This is a genomic window from Dactylosporangium sp. NPDC000521 (assembly GCF_042898305.1).
In the GTDB taxonomy this organism is placed as follows: domain Bacteria; phylum Actinomycetota; class Actinomycetes; order Mycobacteriales; family Micromonosporaceae; genus Dactylosporangium.
On record NZ_JBIAYW010000009.1, the window covers coordinates 224,624 to 239,345 of the forward strand.

At 71.0% G+C, this 14,722-nt stretch carries 12 protein-coding genes; 7 read left to right on the top strand and 5 right to left on the bottom strand.

Going from position 1 to position 14,722, the window contains the following annotated elements; genetic code table 11:
* The first annotated feature begins 142 nt into the window (after positions 1 to 142).
* From ACFY3L_RS28915 to ACFY3L_RS28925, 3 genes are all read left to right on the top strand, one after another.
* Positions 143 to 499 (top strand): Lsr2 family protein, encoded by a 357-nt coding sequence (locus ACFY3L_RS28915; RefSeq protein ID WP_033363218.1) that lies wholly within the window; start codon positions 143 to 145, stop codon positions 497 to 499.
* A gap of 397 nt (positions 500 to 896) precedes the next feature.
* The gene (locus ACFY3L_RS28920) at positions 897 to 3,434 is read left to right on the top strand and encodes an ATP-dependent Clp protease ATP-binding subunit (protein WP_363393817.1); all 2,538 of its coding nucleotides are present in this window, start codon (positions 897 to 899) and stop codon (positions 3,432 to 3,434) included.
* A gap of 1,635 nt (positions 3,435 to 5,069) precedes the next feature.
* Complete coding sequence (locus ACFY3L_RS28925; protein WP_389330640.1) at positions 5,070 to 5,747, top strand: hypothetical protein; 678 nt, start codon at positions 5,070 to 5,072, stop codon at positions 5,745 to 5,747.
* Here the strand turns inward: ACFY3L_RS28925 and ACFY3L_RS28930 are convergent.
* Together ACFY3L_RS28930 and ACFY3L_RS28935 are read right to left on the bottom strand one after the other, a co-directional pair.
* Positions 5,735 to 6,625, bottom strand: a complete 891-nt coding sequence (locus ACFY3L_RS28930; RefSeq protein WP_389330643.1) for a polysaccharide deacetylase family protein — start codon at positions 6,623 to 6,625, stop codon at positions 5,735 to 5,737. The genes ACFY3L_RS28925 and ACFY3L_RS28930 overlap by 13 nt on opposite strands.
* 83 nt (positions 6,626 to 6,708) lie before the next feature.
* Entirely contained in the window at positions 6,709 to 7,581 is an 873-nt protein-coding gene (locus tag ACFY3L_RS28935; RefSeq protein WP_389331388.1) for an A/G-specific adenine glycosylase, read from the bottom strand.
* Between the two features lie 17 nt (positions 7,582 to 7,598).
* On the opposite strand from ACFY3L_RS28935, the gene ACFY3L_RS28940 reads away from it, so the two are divergent.
* Genes ACFY3L_RS28940 through ACFY3L_RS28950 form a run of 3 tightly spaced genes read left to right on the top strand, consistent with a single transcriptional unit; the run spans position 7,599 to position 9,334 of the window.
* Complete coding sequence (locus ACFY3L_RS28940) at positions 7,599 to 8,111, top strand: glycine cleavage system protein R (protein ID WP_389330645.1); 513 nt, start codon at positions 7,599 to 7,601, stop codon at positions 8,109 to 8,111.
* Positions 8,108 to 8,611: a peptide deformylase gene (locus ACFY3L_RS28945; protein WP_389330648.1), complete on the top strand. Its 504-nt coding sequence runs from the start codon at positions 8,108 to 8,110 to the stop codon at positions 8,609 to 8,611. Before ACFY3L_RS28940 ends, ACFY3L_RS28945 begins: the two co-directional genes overlap by 4 nt.
* A 60-nt stretch (positions 8,612 to 8,671) precedes the next feature.
* Positions 8,672 to 9,334 (top strand): hypothetical protein, encoded by a 663-nt coding sequence (locus tag ACFY3L_RS28950; RefSeq protein WP_389330651.1) that lies wholly within the window; start codon positions 8,672 to 8,674, stop codon positions 9,332 to 9,334.
* Between the two features lie 49 nt (positions 9,335 to 9,383).
* Here ACFY3L_RS28950 and disA read toward each other — a convergent pair whose 3' ends face one another.
* Positions 9,384 to 10,436, bottom strand: coding sequence for a DNA integrity scanning diadenylate cyclase DisA (gene disA / locus ACFY3L_RS28955; RefSeq protein WP_389331391.1), 1,053 nt, complete (start codon positions 10,434 to 10,436; stop codon positions 9,384 to 9,386).
* 191 nt (positions 10,437 to 10,627) lie between these two features.
* Between disA and ACFY3L_RS28960 the strand changes: the two genes are divergently transcribed.
* A complete protein-coding gene (locus tag ACFY3L_RS28960; protein ID WP_389330654.1) occupies positions 10,628 to 11,209 on the top strand; it encodes a hypothetical protein in 582 nt (193 codons plus the stop codon).
* 1,307 nt (positions 11,210 to 12,516) lie between these two features.
* On the opposite strand, the gene radA is transcribed toward ACFY3L_RS28960, so the two are convergent.
* The gene (gene radA / locus ACFY3L_RS28965; protein ID WP_389330658.1) at positions 12,517 to 13,926 is read right to left on the bottom strand and encodes a DNA repair protein RadA; all 1,410 of its coding nucleotides are present in this window, start codon (positions 13,924 to 13,926) and stop codon (positions 12,517 to 12,519) included.
* Between the two features lie 31 nt (positions 13,927 to 13,957).
* The gene (locus ACFY3L_RS28970; RefSeq protein ID WP_389330661.1) at positions 13,958 to 14,689 is read right to left on the bottom strand and encodes a hypothetical protein; all 732 of its coding nucleotides are present in this window, start codon (positions 14,687 to 14,689) and stop codon (positions 13,958 to 13,960) included.
* Between the last annotated feature and the right edge of the window lie 33 nt (positions 14,690 to 14,722).

The window sequence follows — 14,722 nt, forward strand, 5'->3', positions numbered from 1 at the left end:
GTGCCCGGCATTCGGGAAACGCCGAGTGTTTCCACTGGTGCGGTGGCGGTAGTTTCGGCGTACCGTTGACGAAGCGGTCCCTGATTGCGTTATCTTTGCATTCGCACAACGCGGGGCGAGCTTCCTCGAAGGGAATACGACAGTGGCCAAGCGGACCATCCACGTGCTGGTCGACGACATCGACGGCGGGGACGCCGACGAGACCGTGAAGTTCGCGCTGGACGGCGTTCAGTATGAGATCGACCTCTCGAAGAAGAACGCGACGAAGCTGCGTGACGCGTTCGGGCCGTTCCTCGGTGCGGCGACCAAGGTCGGCCGGGGTGGCGTCGTGGTCGGAGGGCGCGCCGCCAGTGCCCGCGGCCGTGGTGGGGCAGCCGCCGATCGCGAGCAGAACAAGGCGATTCGGGAATGGGCTCAGAACAAGGGCATCAAGGTCTCCGACCGGGGTCGCATCAAGCAGGAAATCGTGGACCGCTACAACGCCGAGGCCGGCCGTTAGCGACCGTTGACCGGTTTCGACCTGAGCGGTCGTTTTGGGGTTCTTTCAGCATCCTTCACCCACCGTAGCTGACCAGCCACGGTGGGTGACTTGCATGGTGCGTCGATTTCGCTCTTGGCGTACGGGCTCGCCAGCAGGAACACGGCGACGGATGCTCGCGTTGGGCAAAAGCGCCGGGTACACGCGTCCCCGGCGGGTAGACAAGTACTACGCAACGACTCCGACATGGTCCGATGGTGGGGTGCGGCAATGGCGCACACCCGCAATGTGTCGGCCTACGGCGATAGAGTGATGGCACGGTCACGTTGGCGTCCGACAGAGCTTCGGCGTGGCGACCCCCTCGAGGGGTTCCGCGGCAGGGGCGGCGGCGACGGACACGGCACGTGAAGGAGCAGGGATGTTCGAGCGGTTCACCGACCGAGCACGACGGGTTGTCGTCCTGGCGCAGGAAGAAGCCCGGATGCTCAACCACAACTACATCGGCACCGAGCACATCCTGCTCGGCCTCATCCACGAGGGTGAGGGCGTGGCGGCCAAGGCGCTCGAGAGCCTCGGCATCTCGCTGGAGGGTGTCCGCCAGCAGGTCGAGGAGATCATCGGCCAGGGTCAGCAGGCGCCGAGCGGGCACATCCCGTTCACGCCGCGCGCCAAGAAGGTGTTGGAGCTGTCCCTGCGCGAGGCGCTGCAGCTCGGGCACAACTACATCGGCACGGAGCACATCCTGCTGGGTCTGATCCGCGAGGGTGAGGGCGTCGCCGCCCAGGTCCTCGTGAAGCTCGGCGCAGACCTCAACCGGGTCCGCCAGCAGGTCATCCAGCTGCTCTCCGGCTACCAGGGCAAGGAGCCGGCCGCCGCCGGCACCGGTGCCCCCGGCGAGGCCGCTCCGTCGACCAGCCTGGTGCTCGACCAGTTCGGTCGAAACCTCACCCAGGCCGCCCGCGAGGGCAAGCTCGACCCGGTCATCGGGCGCGAGAAGGAAATCGAGCGGGTCATGCAGGTGCTGTCCCGCCGCACCAAGAACAACCCGGTGCTGATCGGCGAGCCGGGCGTCGGCAAGACCGCCGTGGTCGAGGGCCTGTCCCAGCGGATCATCAAGGGCGAGGTGCCCGAGACGCTCAAGGACAAGCAGCTCTACACGCTCGACCTCGGTGCCCTCGTCGCCGGTTCGCGCTACCGCGGTGACTTCGAGGAGCGCCTGAAGAAGGTCCTCAAGGAGATCCGCACCCGCGGCGACATCATCCTGTTCATCGACGAGATCCACACGCTCGTCGGTGCGGGTGCCGCCGAGGGCGCGATCGACGCCGCGTCGATCCTCAAGCCGATGCTGGCCCGTGGTGAGCTCCAGACCATCGGCGCCACCACGCTCGACGAGTACCGCAAGCACCTCGAGAAGGACGCCGCGCTCGAGCGCCGCTTCCAGCCGATCCAGGTGGGTGAGCCGTCGCTGGCGCACACCATCGAGATCCTCAAGGGCCTGCGCGACCGCTACGAGGCGCACCACCGGGTGACGATCACCGACGCCGCCCTGGTGGCCGCCGCGACGCTGGCCGACCGCTACATCTCCGACCGCTTCCTGCCGGACAAGGCGATCGACCTGATCGACGAGGCCGGCGCGCGGATGCGCATCCGCCGGATGACCGCGCCGCCAGACCTGCGTGACTTCGACGAGCGCATCGCCCAGGTGCGCCGCGACAAGGAGTCCGCGATCGACGCGCAGGACTTCGAGCGTGCCGCGCAGCTGCGCGACAAGGAGAAGCAACTGCTCGGTCAGAAGGCGCAGCGGGAGAAGGAGTGGAAGGCCGGCGACCTCGACGTCGTGTCCGAGGTCGACGACGAGCAGATCGCCGAGGTCCTGGCGAACTGGACCGGCATCCCGGTCTACAAGCTGACCGAGGAGGAGACGGCCCGCCTCCTGCGCATGGAGGACGAGCTGCACAAGCGCCTCGTCGGCCAGGACGACGCGGTCAAGGCGGTCTCGAAGGCCATCCGGCGCACCCGGGCCGGCCTGAAGGACCCGAAGCGCCCCTCCGGCTCGTTCATCTTCGCCGGCCCGTCCGGCGTCGGGAAGACGGAGCTGTCCAAGGCGCTCGCCGAGTTCCTCTTCGGCTCCGAGGACGCGCTGATCCAGCTCGACATGTCCGAGTTCCACGACCGCTACACGGTGTCGCGCCTCGTCGGCGCGCCTCCCGGGTATGTCGGTTACGACGAGGGCGGCCAGCTGACCGAGAAGGTCCGCCGCCGGCCGTTCTCGGTGGTCCTCTTCGACGAGATCGAGAAGGCCCACCCGGACGTGTTCAACACGCTCCTGCAGATCCTGGAGGACGGCCGTCTCACCGACGGTCAGGGCCGCATCGTGGACTTCAAGAACACGGTGATCATCCTGACCACCAACCTGGGCACCCGCGACGTGGCCAAGGCCGTGTCCCTGGGCTTCCAGGCGTCGGAGGACAACGAGTCCAACTACGAGCGGATGAAGCAGAAGGTCAACGACGAGCTGAAGCAGCACTTCCGCCCGGAGTTCCTCAACCGCATCGACGACACGATCGTCTTCCACCAGCTCGCGCAGGACCAGATCCTGGGCATCGTCGACCTGATGATCGCCCGTATCGAGTCCCAGCTGCGCAACAAGGACATGGGCCTCGAGCTGACGGACAACGCGAAGAAGTTCCTGGCCAACAAGGGCTATGACCCGGTCCTGGGTGCGCGGCCGCTGCGCCGCACCATCCAGCGCGAGATCGAGGACTCGCTCTCCGAGCGCATCCTGTTCAACGAGCTCCGCCCGGGCCAGATCGTCGTCATCGACTGCGAAGGCGACCCGGCCCAGTTCGAGAAGGCCAAGCTGGTCTTCAACGGCGCCGACCGCCCGGGCGCAGTCCCGGACGCCGTCCCCGCCGAGCTGACCAAGGGCGGCTCCGCCGAGGAGTCCGCTGCCTGACCCGGCACCACGCGAAAGGCCCCCGTCCCACTCAGGACGGGGGCCTTTCCCGTTTTCGCGCCCCGGCGCGGACTGTTGCGTTTTGCAACACCAGCTCGCGCCTTTGGCGTTTGCGTTGTTCAGGCCGCGCCGCCGTCCACCTTGCGTGCCGACCGCCTTCTGCGGGAACCAGAGCATTCCGCCGTGACCGGAAGCGCGGGTGCGTCATTCTTTGAATCCGCGTCCCCAGTCAAGGCCCGGCACGCGTTCCGGCGACTGTCCCTGCTGCATCCAGCGCTCCAGCGTTCGGCGGGTGTGGTGATCGAAGGACAGTTCTGGTCGTGGTGGCGGCCGGATCTGTCCTTCGATCAAGCCGGCGGCGTGGGAGTCGGATCGCGCGGCGTGTGGTGTGGGCGATGGTCCCGTCGGGTCGGCTTCGTCGTGATCCGAAAGCGGCAAGCGGTGTGACCTTAAGCGACCTGGCGTCCGGCTGTGGTGATCGAAGGATGGTTCTGGTCGTGGTGGCGGCCGGATCCGTCCTTCGATCAAGCCGGTGGCGTGGGAGTCGGGTTGCGCGGTGTGGTGTGGGGTGGTGGTTCTGTCGGGTTGGCTTCGTTGTGGATCCGGAAGAGGGACGAGCGGCGCGTTGCGGCGTTCAGCGCCCTGGCGTTCGGCGGGTGTGGTGATCGAAGGATGGTTCTGGTCTTGGTGGCGGCCGGATCTGTCCTTCGATCAAGCCGGCGGCGTGGAAGCAAGCGGCGGGGTGATGGCTGCAGCGGTGTCCATCGGAACTACCGCGTTCCGCTGTCCGGCGTCGAGCGTTCTGACGTTTCAGCTGTGGTGATCGAAGGACGGAACCGGTCGTGGTGGCGGCCAGAACCGTCCTTGGATCACACATCGGGGTGTCGTGGGGGAGCGGTGGTGTCACGCGGGCGGGTGGGGTTGGTGGCGAGGAGTGACATGTCGAGGGTTCGCGGGGGGCGTCGGCGGGTTACGTTGCCTGGCGTGAGTGGGTGGTGGCGGGACTTCGGGGCGGCTCGCTTCGGGCGGCCGGTCGCGCCGCGGCCGATCGTCCGGACGGGGTTGCTCGCGCGGCTCGACAGGGTGTTCGACGAATCTGGCCGGGAGTGGCCCCGCCGAGATGCAGGCCGGGACGCTGGTCTCGCGCCGGAGCGGTCCCACTCGTCCGAGTCTCGCCCGGGCGCTGGATCCGTTCGCCCGTTCGGGTCCGGCTCGGATACCTCGTCCGAGTCTCGCCCGGGCGCGGCGTCCGCTTACCCGCTCCGCGCCGGCCCGGATACCTCGTCCGAGTCTCGCCGGGGCGCTGCATCCGCCTACCCGCTCCGCGCCGGCTCGGATACCTCGTCCGAGTCTCGCCCGGGCGCGGCATCCGCTCAACCGCTCCGCGCCGGCTCGGACACTTCGCCCGAGGCTCGTCCGGGCGCTGCATCCGCTCGCCCGTTCGGGGTCGGCTCGGGCACCTCGTCCGAGTTTCGGTCGGCTGGTGCGTCCGTCCGGGCGGTCGGGGGCGGTCCGGACGCTGAGCCGGACGGTCCAGCGGGTGGGGCGGGGGGTGCGCCCGTTGTCGTGGTTGTTGCGGGGAGTGGGGCGGGGAAGAGCCTGCTGCTGGGGCAGTGGGCCGAGCGGCGGGGGGCGATGGTCGTACAGGCGGAAGAACTGCCGGCCGAGGTGCCTCTGGATGTTGTCGTCGTTGTCGACGGGGTGGAGCGGCTGGAGGTCGGGGGCGCCGGGTGGGGGCGGGTGGTCGCGCTGGTCGGGGTGGTGCCGTTGGTGCTCAGTGGCAGGGAGCCGATTCCGGTGGCGGCCGTGGACCGGTTGGGGGCGGGGCATCTGGCGTTCGCTGAGGACGAGACGTATCAGGTGCTGGCGGCGGCGCTGGCGGACGCGGCGGGGGCCGACGGGCTGGCGCCTGATCTGCATCTGCTGACGGGCGGGTGGCCGGGGCTCGTCGGGCTGGCGGCGGCGTGGCTGGCGCGCGTGCCGCAGGCGGAGCGGGCGAGCAGCGTGCGGCGGTTGGCGCGGGTCGACGGGGGGCTGCAGGAGCATCTCGTCGGCGCGCTGATCGGGGTGCTGGACGCGGGGGAGCGGGAGTTCGTCCGGCGGCTCGCGCACCTGCCGGTGGTGGACGCCGGCAGGGCGGATGTCCTGGGCCTCGCGGAGGATTGGGGCGCGGTGCCGCCGCTCGTGGTGCCGGTTCGCCAGGAGGGGGAGGCTTTCGTCGTACCAGAGCCGCTGCGGCGAACGATCCAGCAGCGGCTGCCGCTCGCTGAGCACGAACGGCAGGCGCTGCTGGCGGCGTTTCAGGGGATGTAGTCCTCCAGTAGGGCCGGGGTGAGGCCGGCGGCCTTGATGGCCTGGAGGGCGGCGATGAAGTCGTCGACGAACCGGTCGCGGAAGTGCATCAGGATGATGTCGCCGCGCTGGACCGTGTTGCCCTGCTGGTAGCGGACGATGCCCTTGTCGACGGTTTCCTTCCAGAAGAAGGCGGCGTGGATGCCGCAGTCGTGGGCGGCCTTCAGCGTCGTTTCGTCCTTCTCGCCGTACGGCGGGCGGAAGAGGACGGGGCGGCGGCCGTACCAGTTGCCGAGCTTGTCCGCGGAGTCGCAGATCTCCCTGCGCTGGACGTTGTACGACTTGCCGCGCAAGCTCTGGTGGGTGACCGTGTGCGCCTCGATGACGGCGCCGGCGTCCTGGAGGCGCTTGAAGTACTGCGGGTCGTTCCTGATCGCGTCGATCATGAGGAACAGCGTGACGGGCACGCCGGCCTGCTTGATCAGGTCGAGGGCCTCGGGGCGCTTGACCTGACCGTCGTCGATGGTGATGAACGCGACGGGCTGGTCGGTCTGGATGCGGGAGTAGTACGGCGCGAGATTGCTCTCCGGCAGGTGGACCTTGTCGGCCGTCGGCGGGCGGTCGAACTTCGGCAGCCGGTCACCGTAGTTGGCGCCGGCGGGTGGTGCCGCCGCGGTGCTGGTCTGCGTCTTGGAGGGCTTGGCGGCGGGCGAGGCCGACGGCGGGGGCACCTCGGACGAGGCAGGCGACGCCGCGACGGCGCTGGAGGCGACCGCCGCCGACGGGGCGGCCTCCGTCCACTTCGGATGGTCAGGCTTCGACGCGGCGCAGCCCGCGAGCGTCGCGACAGCGAGGACCGCCGCGGCGACCCGGCGTGCCCTGAAGTGAGGGATGAGCACGCCGTGAGCCTATCCACGCGAGCGCGTGAGGGGAGTCCCGAAACGTGTGGGAAAAACCAGCTGAAACGGCTGCAACCCTCGGCTCACCCTGGCAGCGTGAACGTCCCGCCACGCTCCCGGACCAGCCCGTCCTCGATCAGCCCGGCCAGCGCCCGGCCGCGCTGCACCTCGTCGTCCCAGACCAGGTCGAGCCGCGACGCGGGCACCGGGTCGTCGCTGGCGCGCAGCACCGCGAGCAGAAGGCCCCGTACATGGCGGTCGGTGCCGTGGTACCGCTGGGTGCGCCGGCTCGGACCGGTGGACGCCGGTGCCCCGGCGAGGCGCCAGGCACAGACGCCGGCCATCGGGCACTCCTCGCAGCGCGGCGCGCGGGCGGTGCAGATCACCGCGCCGAGCTCCATGAACGCGACCGAGGCGCGGGCCGCCGCCTCGTGGTCCTCGGGCAGCAGGACCTCGACGGCGCGCAGGTCGGCGGGGGTGGTGGCGGGTCCGCCGTCCGCGACGCCGTCGACGATCCGGGCGACGACCCGGCGGACGTTGGTGTCCACGACCGGGTGGCGCTGGCGGAACGCGAACGCGGCGACCGCCCGGGCCGTGTACATGCCGATGCCCGGCAGTGCGAGCAGCGCGTCGACGTCGTCCGGGACGACACCGTCGTGCCGCTCCACGATCGCCACCGCGCACGCGTGCAGGCGCAGGGCGCGTCGCGGGTAGCCGAGGCGGTCCCACGCGCGGATGGCCTCGCCGGGCGGGTCAGCGGCCAGGTGGGCGGGCGTCGGCCAGCGCTCCATCCAGCGGCGCCAGGCGGGGTCCACTCTGGACACCTGGGTCTGCTGGAGCATGACCTCGCTGACCAGCACGCCCCACGGGGTCGCGTCGGGCTGCCGCCAGGGGAGGTCACGGGCGTTGGCGTCGTACCAACTGGTGACGGTCTGTGAGAGGGCGATGGAGGCGATAAGGAAGGATAAGCCAGGTGAACGAGTACGCCGTCACCGTCATCGGCCACGACCGCCCCGGCATCATCGCCGACGTCGCGGAGATCCTCGCCGGTCTGGGCCTCAACCTCACCGACTCGACGATGACCCGCCTGCGCGGGCACTTCGCGATGACCCTGGTCTGCGCCGGGGACGTGTCCGCCGCTGAGGTCGAGTCGGCGCTCGCGCCGCTGACCGCCGGCAGGACGCTGCTGGTCACCGTCCGGGAGGTGGGCCAGGACCTGGTCGACGAGCCGTCGGGCGAGCATTACGTGCTGACCGTCCACGGCGCGGACAAGCTGGGGATCGTGGCGGCGCTCAGCCGTACCGTGGCCGCGGCCGGTGGCAACATCACCGACCTGACCACGCGTCTGGCCGGCAACCTCTACGTGGTCGTGGCCGAGGTCGACGCGCCCGGGCCGATGGCGGACCTGGCCGCGGCGATCGAGCGGGTCGCCGGCGAGCTCGGTGTCGAGGCGACGCTGCGCGCGGGCGAAGCGGACCTGATGTGACCGTCCTGCAGGTCGTCCAGGCCCCTGCGGTGGTGCTGGGCACGGCCGGCGGGACGGTCGACCCGTGCGCCGACGACATCGTCAAGCTCGCGGCCGACCTCGCCGACACGATGCGGGTGTCACCCGGCTGCGTCGGGCTCGCCGCGCCGCAGGTCGGCGTCGGCGCGCAGGTCTTCGCCGTCGATGTCACCGGCCATCCGAAGGCCCGCACCGTGCACGGCACGCTGGTGCTGTGCAACGCGCGGATCGTCGAGGCGTCGCAGTGGCAGAAGGGCCGCGAGGGCTGCATGTCGGTGCCCGACCTCACCGGCGACGTGAAGCGCGCCAACCGGCTCGTCGTCGCCGGGCAGGTCCCCGGAACGGGTGACGAGATCGAGATCACTACGGATGCGTTCGAAGCGAGGGCTTTACAGCACGAGATCGATCATTGCGCTGGGTTACTGTTCCTTGATCGTGTTGCCGGCGCGCATGCCGTTTACGCCCGCAAGGTCTATCTCTGAGCGGTCTACACGGCGCGCCGCCCCGTCCGCCACTCGTTCCCTCGATACGGTGAGTGCATCATGAAGCTGACGGTTGGCCCGCTTCCCGCTGGCGTTTACTGGCGGCGTCGCGCCATCGTCGGCGGGGCGCTGCTCATCGTGGTGCTCATGCTGTGGGTGCAGTGCTCCGGACCTGACCCGAAGCGTACCCCGGCATCGGCCCAGTCCCAGTCTGCGACGAGCGCGCCGGCGTCGGCCACTCCGGCCGCGGCCGCCGACCCGACGATCCAGACGCCGACGACCGGTGACCCGGCCACCAGCGCGCCGCCTTCCAGTGCGCCCGTCGTGGCGTCCACGCTGCCGGTCTGCGCCGACACGGACCTGTCGCTGGTGGCGCAGCCCGAGCAGGCGATGCAGTTCCGCGGGGCGTATCTCAAGTTCTTCCTGAAGATCAAGAACACCTCGGCCCGGGACTGCACGCGTGACCTCGGCGCCGACTTCCAGGAGCTCTACCTGCAGGTCGGTGCGGCCAAGGTGTGGTCGTCGGACGCCTGCGACGCCCCGAGGGGCAGCCAGCCCACGACGTTGAAGCCGGGCATCGAGGTCCAGTTCTCCACCACGTGGAACGGCAAGACCACCAAGGACGGGTGCGAGCACCGCGAGGTGCCGCCCGCCGGCAAGTACGAGCTGATGGCCCGCCTCGACACCAAGCTGAGCGCGCCGGTCCAGGTGCAGCTCACCTAAGCCTGTCCTGGTCCTGTCCTGGTCCTGGACGGGACGCTCCGGTCTCTTCTTAGACGTAGCGCTCCAGGATCGAGGCCTCGGCCAGGCGGCTCAGGCCTTCCCGGACGCCGCGGGCGCGGGCGTCGCCGACGCCGTCGACCGCCTGCAGGTCCTCCACGGTCGCGCCGAGCAGCCGCTGCAGGCTGCCGAAGTGCTCGACCAGCCGGTCGACGACGAGCACCGGGAGGCGCGGCACCTTGGCCAGCAGCCGGAACCCGCGCGGCGACACCGCGGCGTCCAGCGCGTCGCTCGCCCCCGGGTAGCCCAGCGACTTCGCGACCGCGACCAGGTCGATCAGCTCCGTCGCCGTCAACGCGTCCAGCTCGTCGAGCGCGTCGTCCGACGAACGGCTGCGCCGCCCCGACGGCAGGTAGTCGCGGATCACCAGCGTCCGGTCGGCCTCGACGCCCGCCATCAGCTCCTCGAGCTGCAGCGCCAGCAGCCGCCCGTCGGTGCCGAGCTCGACCACATACCCCGCGATCTCGTCCGCGATGCGCCGCACCATCTCCAGCCGCTGCACCACCGCAACGGCGTCGCGGACCGTGACGAGGTCCTCGATCTCCAGCGCCGAGAGCGTCCCACTGACCTCGTCGAGGCGCAGCTTGTACCGCTCCAGCGTGGCGAGCGCCTGGTTGGCCTTCGACAGGATCGCGGCCGAGTCGTCCAGCACGTGCCGCTGGCCGTTCACGTACAGGCCGATGATCCGCATCGACTGGCTCACCGAGATGACCGGGAACCCCGCCTGCTTCGCCACCCGCTCGGCCGTGCGGTGCCGCGTCCCCGACTCCTCTGACGGGATCGTCGGGTCCGGCATCAGGTGCACGGCCGCCCGGACGATCCTCGTGCCGTCACTCGACAGGACGACGGCACCGTCCATCTTGCACAGCTCACGCAGCCGCGTGGCGGAGAACTCGACGTCCAACGGGAACCCGCCGGTGCAGATCTGCTCCACCACCTTGTCGTGGCCGAGCACGATCAGGGCGCCCGTGCGCCCCCGGAGAATGCGCTCCAGCCCGTCGCGCAGCACCGTCCCCGGCGCCATCAGGGCGAGCGTCGCCCGCATCGGGTCTGCGGCGGCCCAACCCCCGTTGAGGCCGGTGTGGGAACCGCCTCTGCTGGGCTCGCGGTCTATCGGCACCCGCACAGTCTACGGATGGTCGGACATCCGGTGCTGGTGCGGTATCGACCCAGCCCGTAGAGTGGGCCGACGCCATCAGCCGATGGATCGAAGTTGATGTCTGTGAGGTCTCATCGGTGGCCGGTCCCGAGCGGATCGAGTGGCGGCGCAGCTTCCCGTCCCGCGCACTGGTCAGCCTCGCCTGGTACGTGCTCTCCGCCTCCCTCGCGGCCGGCCTGGTCCGCGGCTTCTTCGCCGACGAGCCCGACGTCCTCCCGTCAGGCGCGAACAACCCCCTCGCCGACCTTCCGATGTGGACCGCCGGCCTCGCCGTGATCGGCGCCACCCCGTTCGTCCTCGCCGTCGTGCGCCGCCCCCGGGTCGGGGCCAACCACTTCGCCCTCACCCTGCGCCCCGGCTGGGTCCGCACGCTGGTCCTGCCGTGGTCACGCGTCGCGCAGGTGACCCTGATGGACGTCGACGGCGAGGGGTACCTGCTGGTCAGGCTCCGGGCCGGCCTGGACCGCACCGGTACCAACCCTGGATGGCTCGACCAGAACGTCGTCCGCGAACTGTCGAAGACCCCCTCGAAACGCGCCCGCGGCTTCGACGTCGCCGTCCGCCTCCGCGACTTCACCGGCACCGCCGACGGTCAGCTCGCGGCGCTGGCCGCCTTCGCCCCCGACCAGGTCCTCATCGCCAACCAGCTGACGCTGTAACCCTCCCCACCGCTGTCGCGGCGGGTCCCGGCGGGGATTCTCACGCTGTGCTTCCGCCCCACCGCTGACGCGGCGGGTCCCGGCGGGGATTCTCACCCGCACCCCAATGCGCTGCTGCGCGGCGCACAGCCGCGCGTGCCGCGCTGGCTGGGACTGCGCGTGCGCGCCGCATCCTGTGGCCGGCCGCAGTCCTGCCTGGCCCGCCTGCGGTCGGCCGGTCCGCGCTGACGCGGCCTGTGGCCGACCCCCCGTCAAGCAAGGTGCTCACACTGCCTTCCTCCCCATCGGCGACCGGTTGTCCGGCCGTACGGCGACAAACCGCCACAGCAGGGAGAGAGGTTGCAGTGAATCCCATGTCGTCCGGGCGACAGCTCCGGTGGCAACCGTAAGCGCGTACGGGGTCAGCGCCTCTCTGACCTGCCGGGCGGCTTTCGGCGCCCGCGACAGACGCTGATCAATGCTTGGGTATGCGGCCTTTGCGCCATCGGCATCACACAATCCACCCCCAAGACGATCTCTGGAATGGGGGTTGGATCGCGCAATGTCAATCCGAGCTGTCACGGAGGTGCGGGGCGGCGTCCGTTCGCTGCCAGTTCGTGTCGGGCTCGCCGGCCACCGGAACCGCACGGGATCATGGAGGAGCGGCGGGTTCGCCCAAACGAGTCGCGCCACCTGGTGCCGACGTCCCGCGGGCCGAGCCTCGCGACCGCTGGGCACCTCCCGCGCCTGGCACCTCGGTGTGCGCGACGGTGGGGTCGGGGGTGCTGCCGCGTGGTGTGACGTTGGCGACGCACAGCGTTGCGCCGGTCGAGCTGCTGCGGCGCCGATCTGGCAGCGAATGGGCGGAGACTTGCCGGCGACGGGCGACTCTTGCTGGAGGACCCCACGGCGTGGTGCATGGGCGTCTCGGGCGTCGCCGGTGTTGGCGCGGGAAGGGTCGACCTCAGTGGAGGGCTTCGCCGTGTGGGTGCAGGATGGTCCGCGTGTCGGCGGCGTCGGTCCGGCAGGCGGAGCGCTGGCGGAGGTCGGCGTCGCCGTGTGGTGCGGGGCGGTCCGCGTGTCGGCGGCAGTGTGGCGGGCGAGGGTTGGCTTCGCCGTGTGGGTGCAGGGTGGTCCGCGTGTCGGCGGCGTTGGTCCGGCAGGTGCAGCGCTGGCGGAGGTCGGCGTCGCCGTGTGGTGCGGGGCGGTCTGCGTGTCGGCGGCAGCGTGGCGGGCGAGGGCCGACTTCGCGGGGTGGCGTCGATCTCATGGTGGTCGGCCTTGGTGTACGGCGACGCCTCCCCTCCCTGCCCTCTGCGGATTGAAGGTCAGCGGGGGTCGGCTTCGCTGGAGGCCTTCACCGCGTAGTGCAGGGCGGTCCGCACGTCGCCGACCTCCAGGACTCGCATGCCCGGTGGGGTGACGCCGGTGGCGGCGGGGCCGCAGCCGGGAGGGACGAGGGCGAAGCGGAAGCCCAGGCGGGCGGCCTCGGCGAGGCGGCGGGGGACGGCGCCGACGCGGCGGACCTCGCCGGTCAGGCCGACCTCGCCGACGGCGACCAGGTCGGGCGGCATGGGGAGGTCGTGGGCGGCGGAGGCGGCGGCGAGGGCCAGGGCCAGGTCGACGGCGGGCTCGGTGACGCGGAGGCCGCCGACCGTGGCGGCATAGACCTCGCGGTCGTGCAGCTGGATCTTGGCGCGCTGCTGGAGGACGGCGATGATCATGGCCAGGCGGGCGGAGTCGAGGCCGCTGACCGTGCGGCGGGGGGAGCCCGGGGTCTGGGCGCCGATCAGGGTCTGCACCTCGGTGACGAGGGCGCGGCGGCCCTCCATGGCGACGGAGACGCAGGTGCCGGAGACCGCGTCGGCATAGCGGGTGAGGAACAGGCCGCTCGGGTCGGGCAGGCTGGTGATGCCGCCCTCGTGCATCTCGAAGCAGCCGACCTCGTCGGCGGCACCGAACCGGTTCTTCAGGCCGCGGACCATGCGCAGCGAGGAGTGCTTGTCGCCCTCGAAGTTGAGCACGACGTCGACGAGGTGCTCCAGGACGCGGGGGCCGGCGACGTTGCCGTCCTTGGTGACGTGGCCGACGAGGACGGTGGCGAGGCCGCGCTCCTTGGCGATGGCGACCAGGGCGGCGGTGACGGCGCGGACCTGGGTGACGCCGCCCGCGACGCCATCGGTGCCGGGGGCGGAGATGGTCTGCACCGAGTCGAGGATGAGCAGGCCGGGCTTGACGGCGTCGAGGTGGCCGAAGACGGCGCCCAGGTCGCTCTCGGCCGCCAGGTAGAGCCGCTCGTGCAGGGCGCCGATGCGCTCGGCGCGCAGGCGGACCTGGCTCACCGACTCCTCGCCGCTGACGACGAGGGACGGGGTGTCGCTGTGCTTGGCCCACTGCTGGGCGACGTCGAGCAGGAGGGTGGACTTGCCGACCCCGGGCTCGCCGGCGAGCAGGACGACCGCGCCGGGGACGATGCCGCCGCCGAGCACCCGGTCGAACTCGGCCACGCCGGTCGGGCGGGCCTGGGCCGGCTTGGCGCTGATCTCGGCGATGGGGCGGGCTGGCTCCAGCGGGGCGCGGCTCTGGACGGCGCGCTGGCCGGAGGGGCCGAGCGCGGCCAGTGGGGCGGACTCGATGATCGAGCCCCACTCACCGCACTCGGGGCACCGCCCCATCCACTTCGCCGGCCGGTGGCCGCACACGTCGCACTGGTAGGCAGCGCCCCTCGTCTTCGTCACACCCGAAAACTAGCCGAGGGGTATGACAAAACTATTCGCCCTCGTGCCCCACGACCGAGGTCGGCTTCGGCAGCGGGCTCAGCGGCACCGTCATCGGCATCTCGTCGAGGGTGATGGTGGTGGTGCTGCCGTCGGCGTACGTGAAGGTGAACGCCACGTCCTTCAGCGCCCCACCGGCCAGCAGGGGCTCGCCGGAGAGCTTCTCGACCGCGAGGTACGTCTTGGTGCTCTGGCCCAGCGCGACGAATCCGCCGACCGGGATCTCGACGGCCATCTTCGCCGTGCCGACCGCGGCGGGCGCGGAAGGCGACTTCGAAGCGGCCGCGGTCGCGGAAGCAGGTGACGACCCGGCCGCCGACGGCGACCCGGACGCGGAGCGCGGCGTGGTCGGCGAGGGAGAGGCCGCGGCGGGAGTGGCCGCGGCCGCGGCGGAAGACCCGCCGACCAGGACCACGGTGCCACTCGCTGAGGTCACGCCGGTCAGCTTCACGGACTGCTTCGCGTTGTTGAACAGCCGCACCTCGAGCGGCACGACGCTGCCGGGCTTGTAGTCGCCCGAGTAGGCCACAGTGCCGTCGCGCAGCGCGATCAGGCCGTCGGCGCTGTTGGCGTTCACGCCGGGCACCGGGGCGACCTGGGTGTCGGTCTGCGTGATCTGACCGGCGCTGCAGCCCGAGAGCAGACCGACGCCGAGCGCGGCGGAAGCCAGCAGCGCGGCGCCCAGCCCCATGCGGCGGCGGGCAGCCGGAATCGTACGCGTCACCTTGGGGTCCTCCATCTGGATCGGGCGGCCGAC

What these genes read in the sequence shown, in the direction of transcription:
- ACFY3L_RS28950 (WP_389330651.1), top strand. Translation starts at nt 8,672, where the DNA reads ATGAAGCTGACGGTTGGCCCGCTTCCCGCTGGCGTTTACTGGCGGCGT.
- disA (WP_389331391.1), bottom strand. Translation starts at nt 10,436, where the DNA reads ATGCGGGCGACGCTCGCCCTGATGGCGCCGGGGACGGTGCTGCGCGAC.
- ACFY3L_RS28920 (WP_363393817.1), top strand. Translation starts at nt 897, where the DNA reads ATGTTCGAGCGGTTCACCGACCGAGCACGACGGGTTGTCGTCCTGGCG.
- ACFY3L_RS28925 (WP_389330640.1), top strand. Translation starts at nt 5,070, where the DNA reads ATGGTCGTACAGGCGGAAGAACTGCCGGCCGAGGTGCCTCTGGATGTT.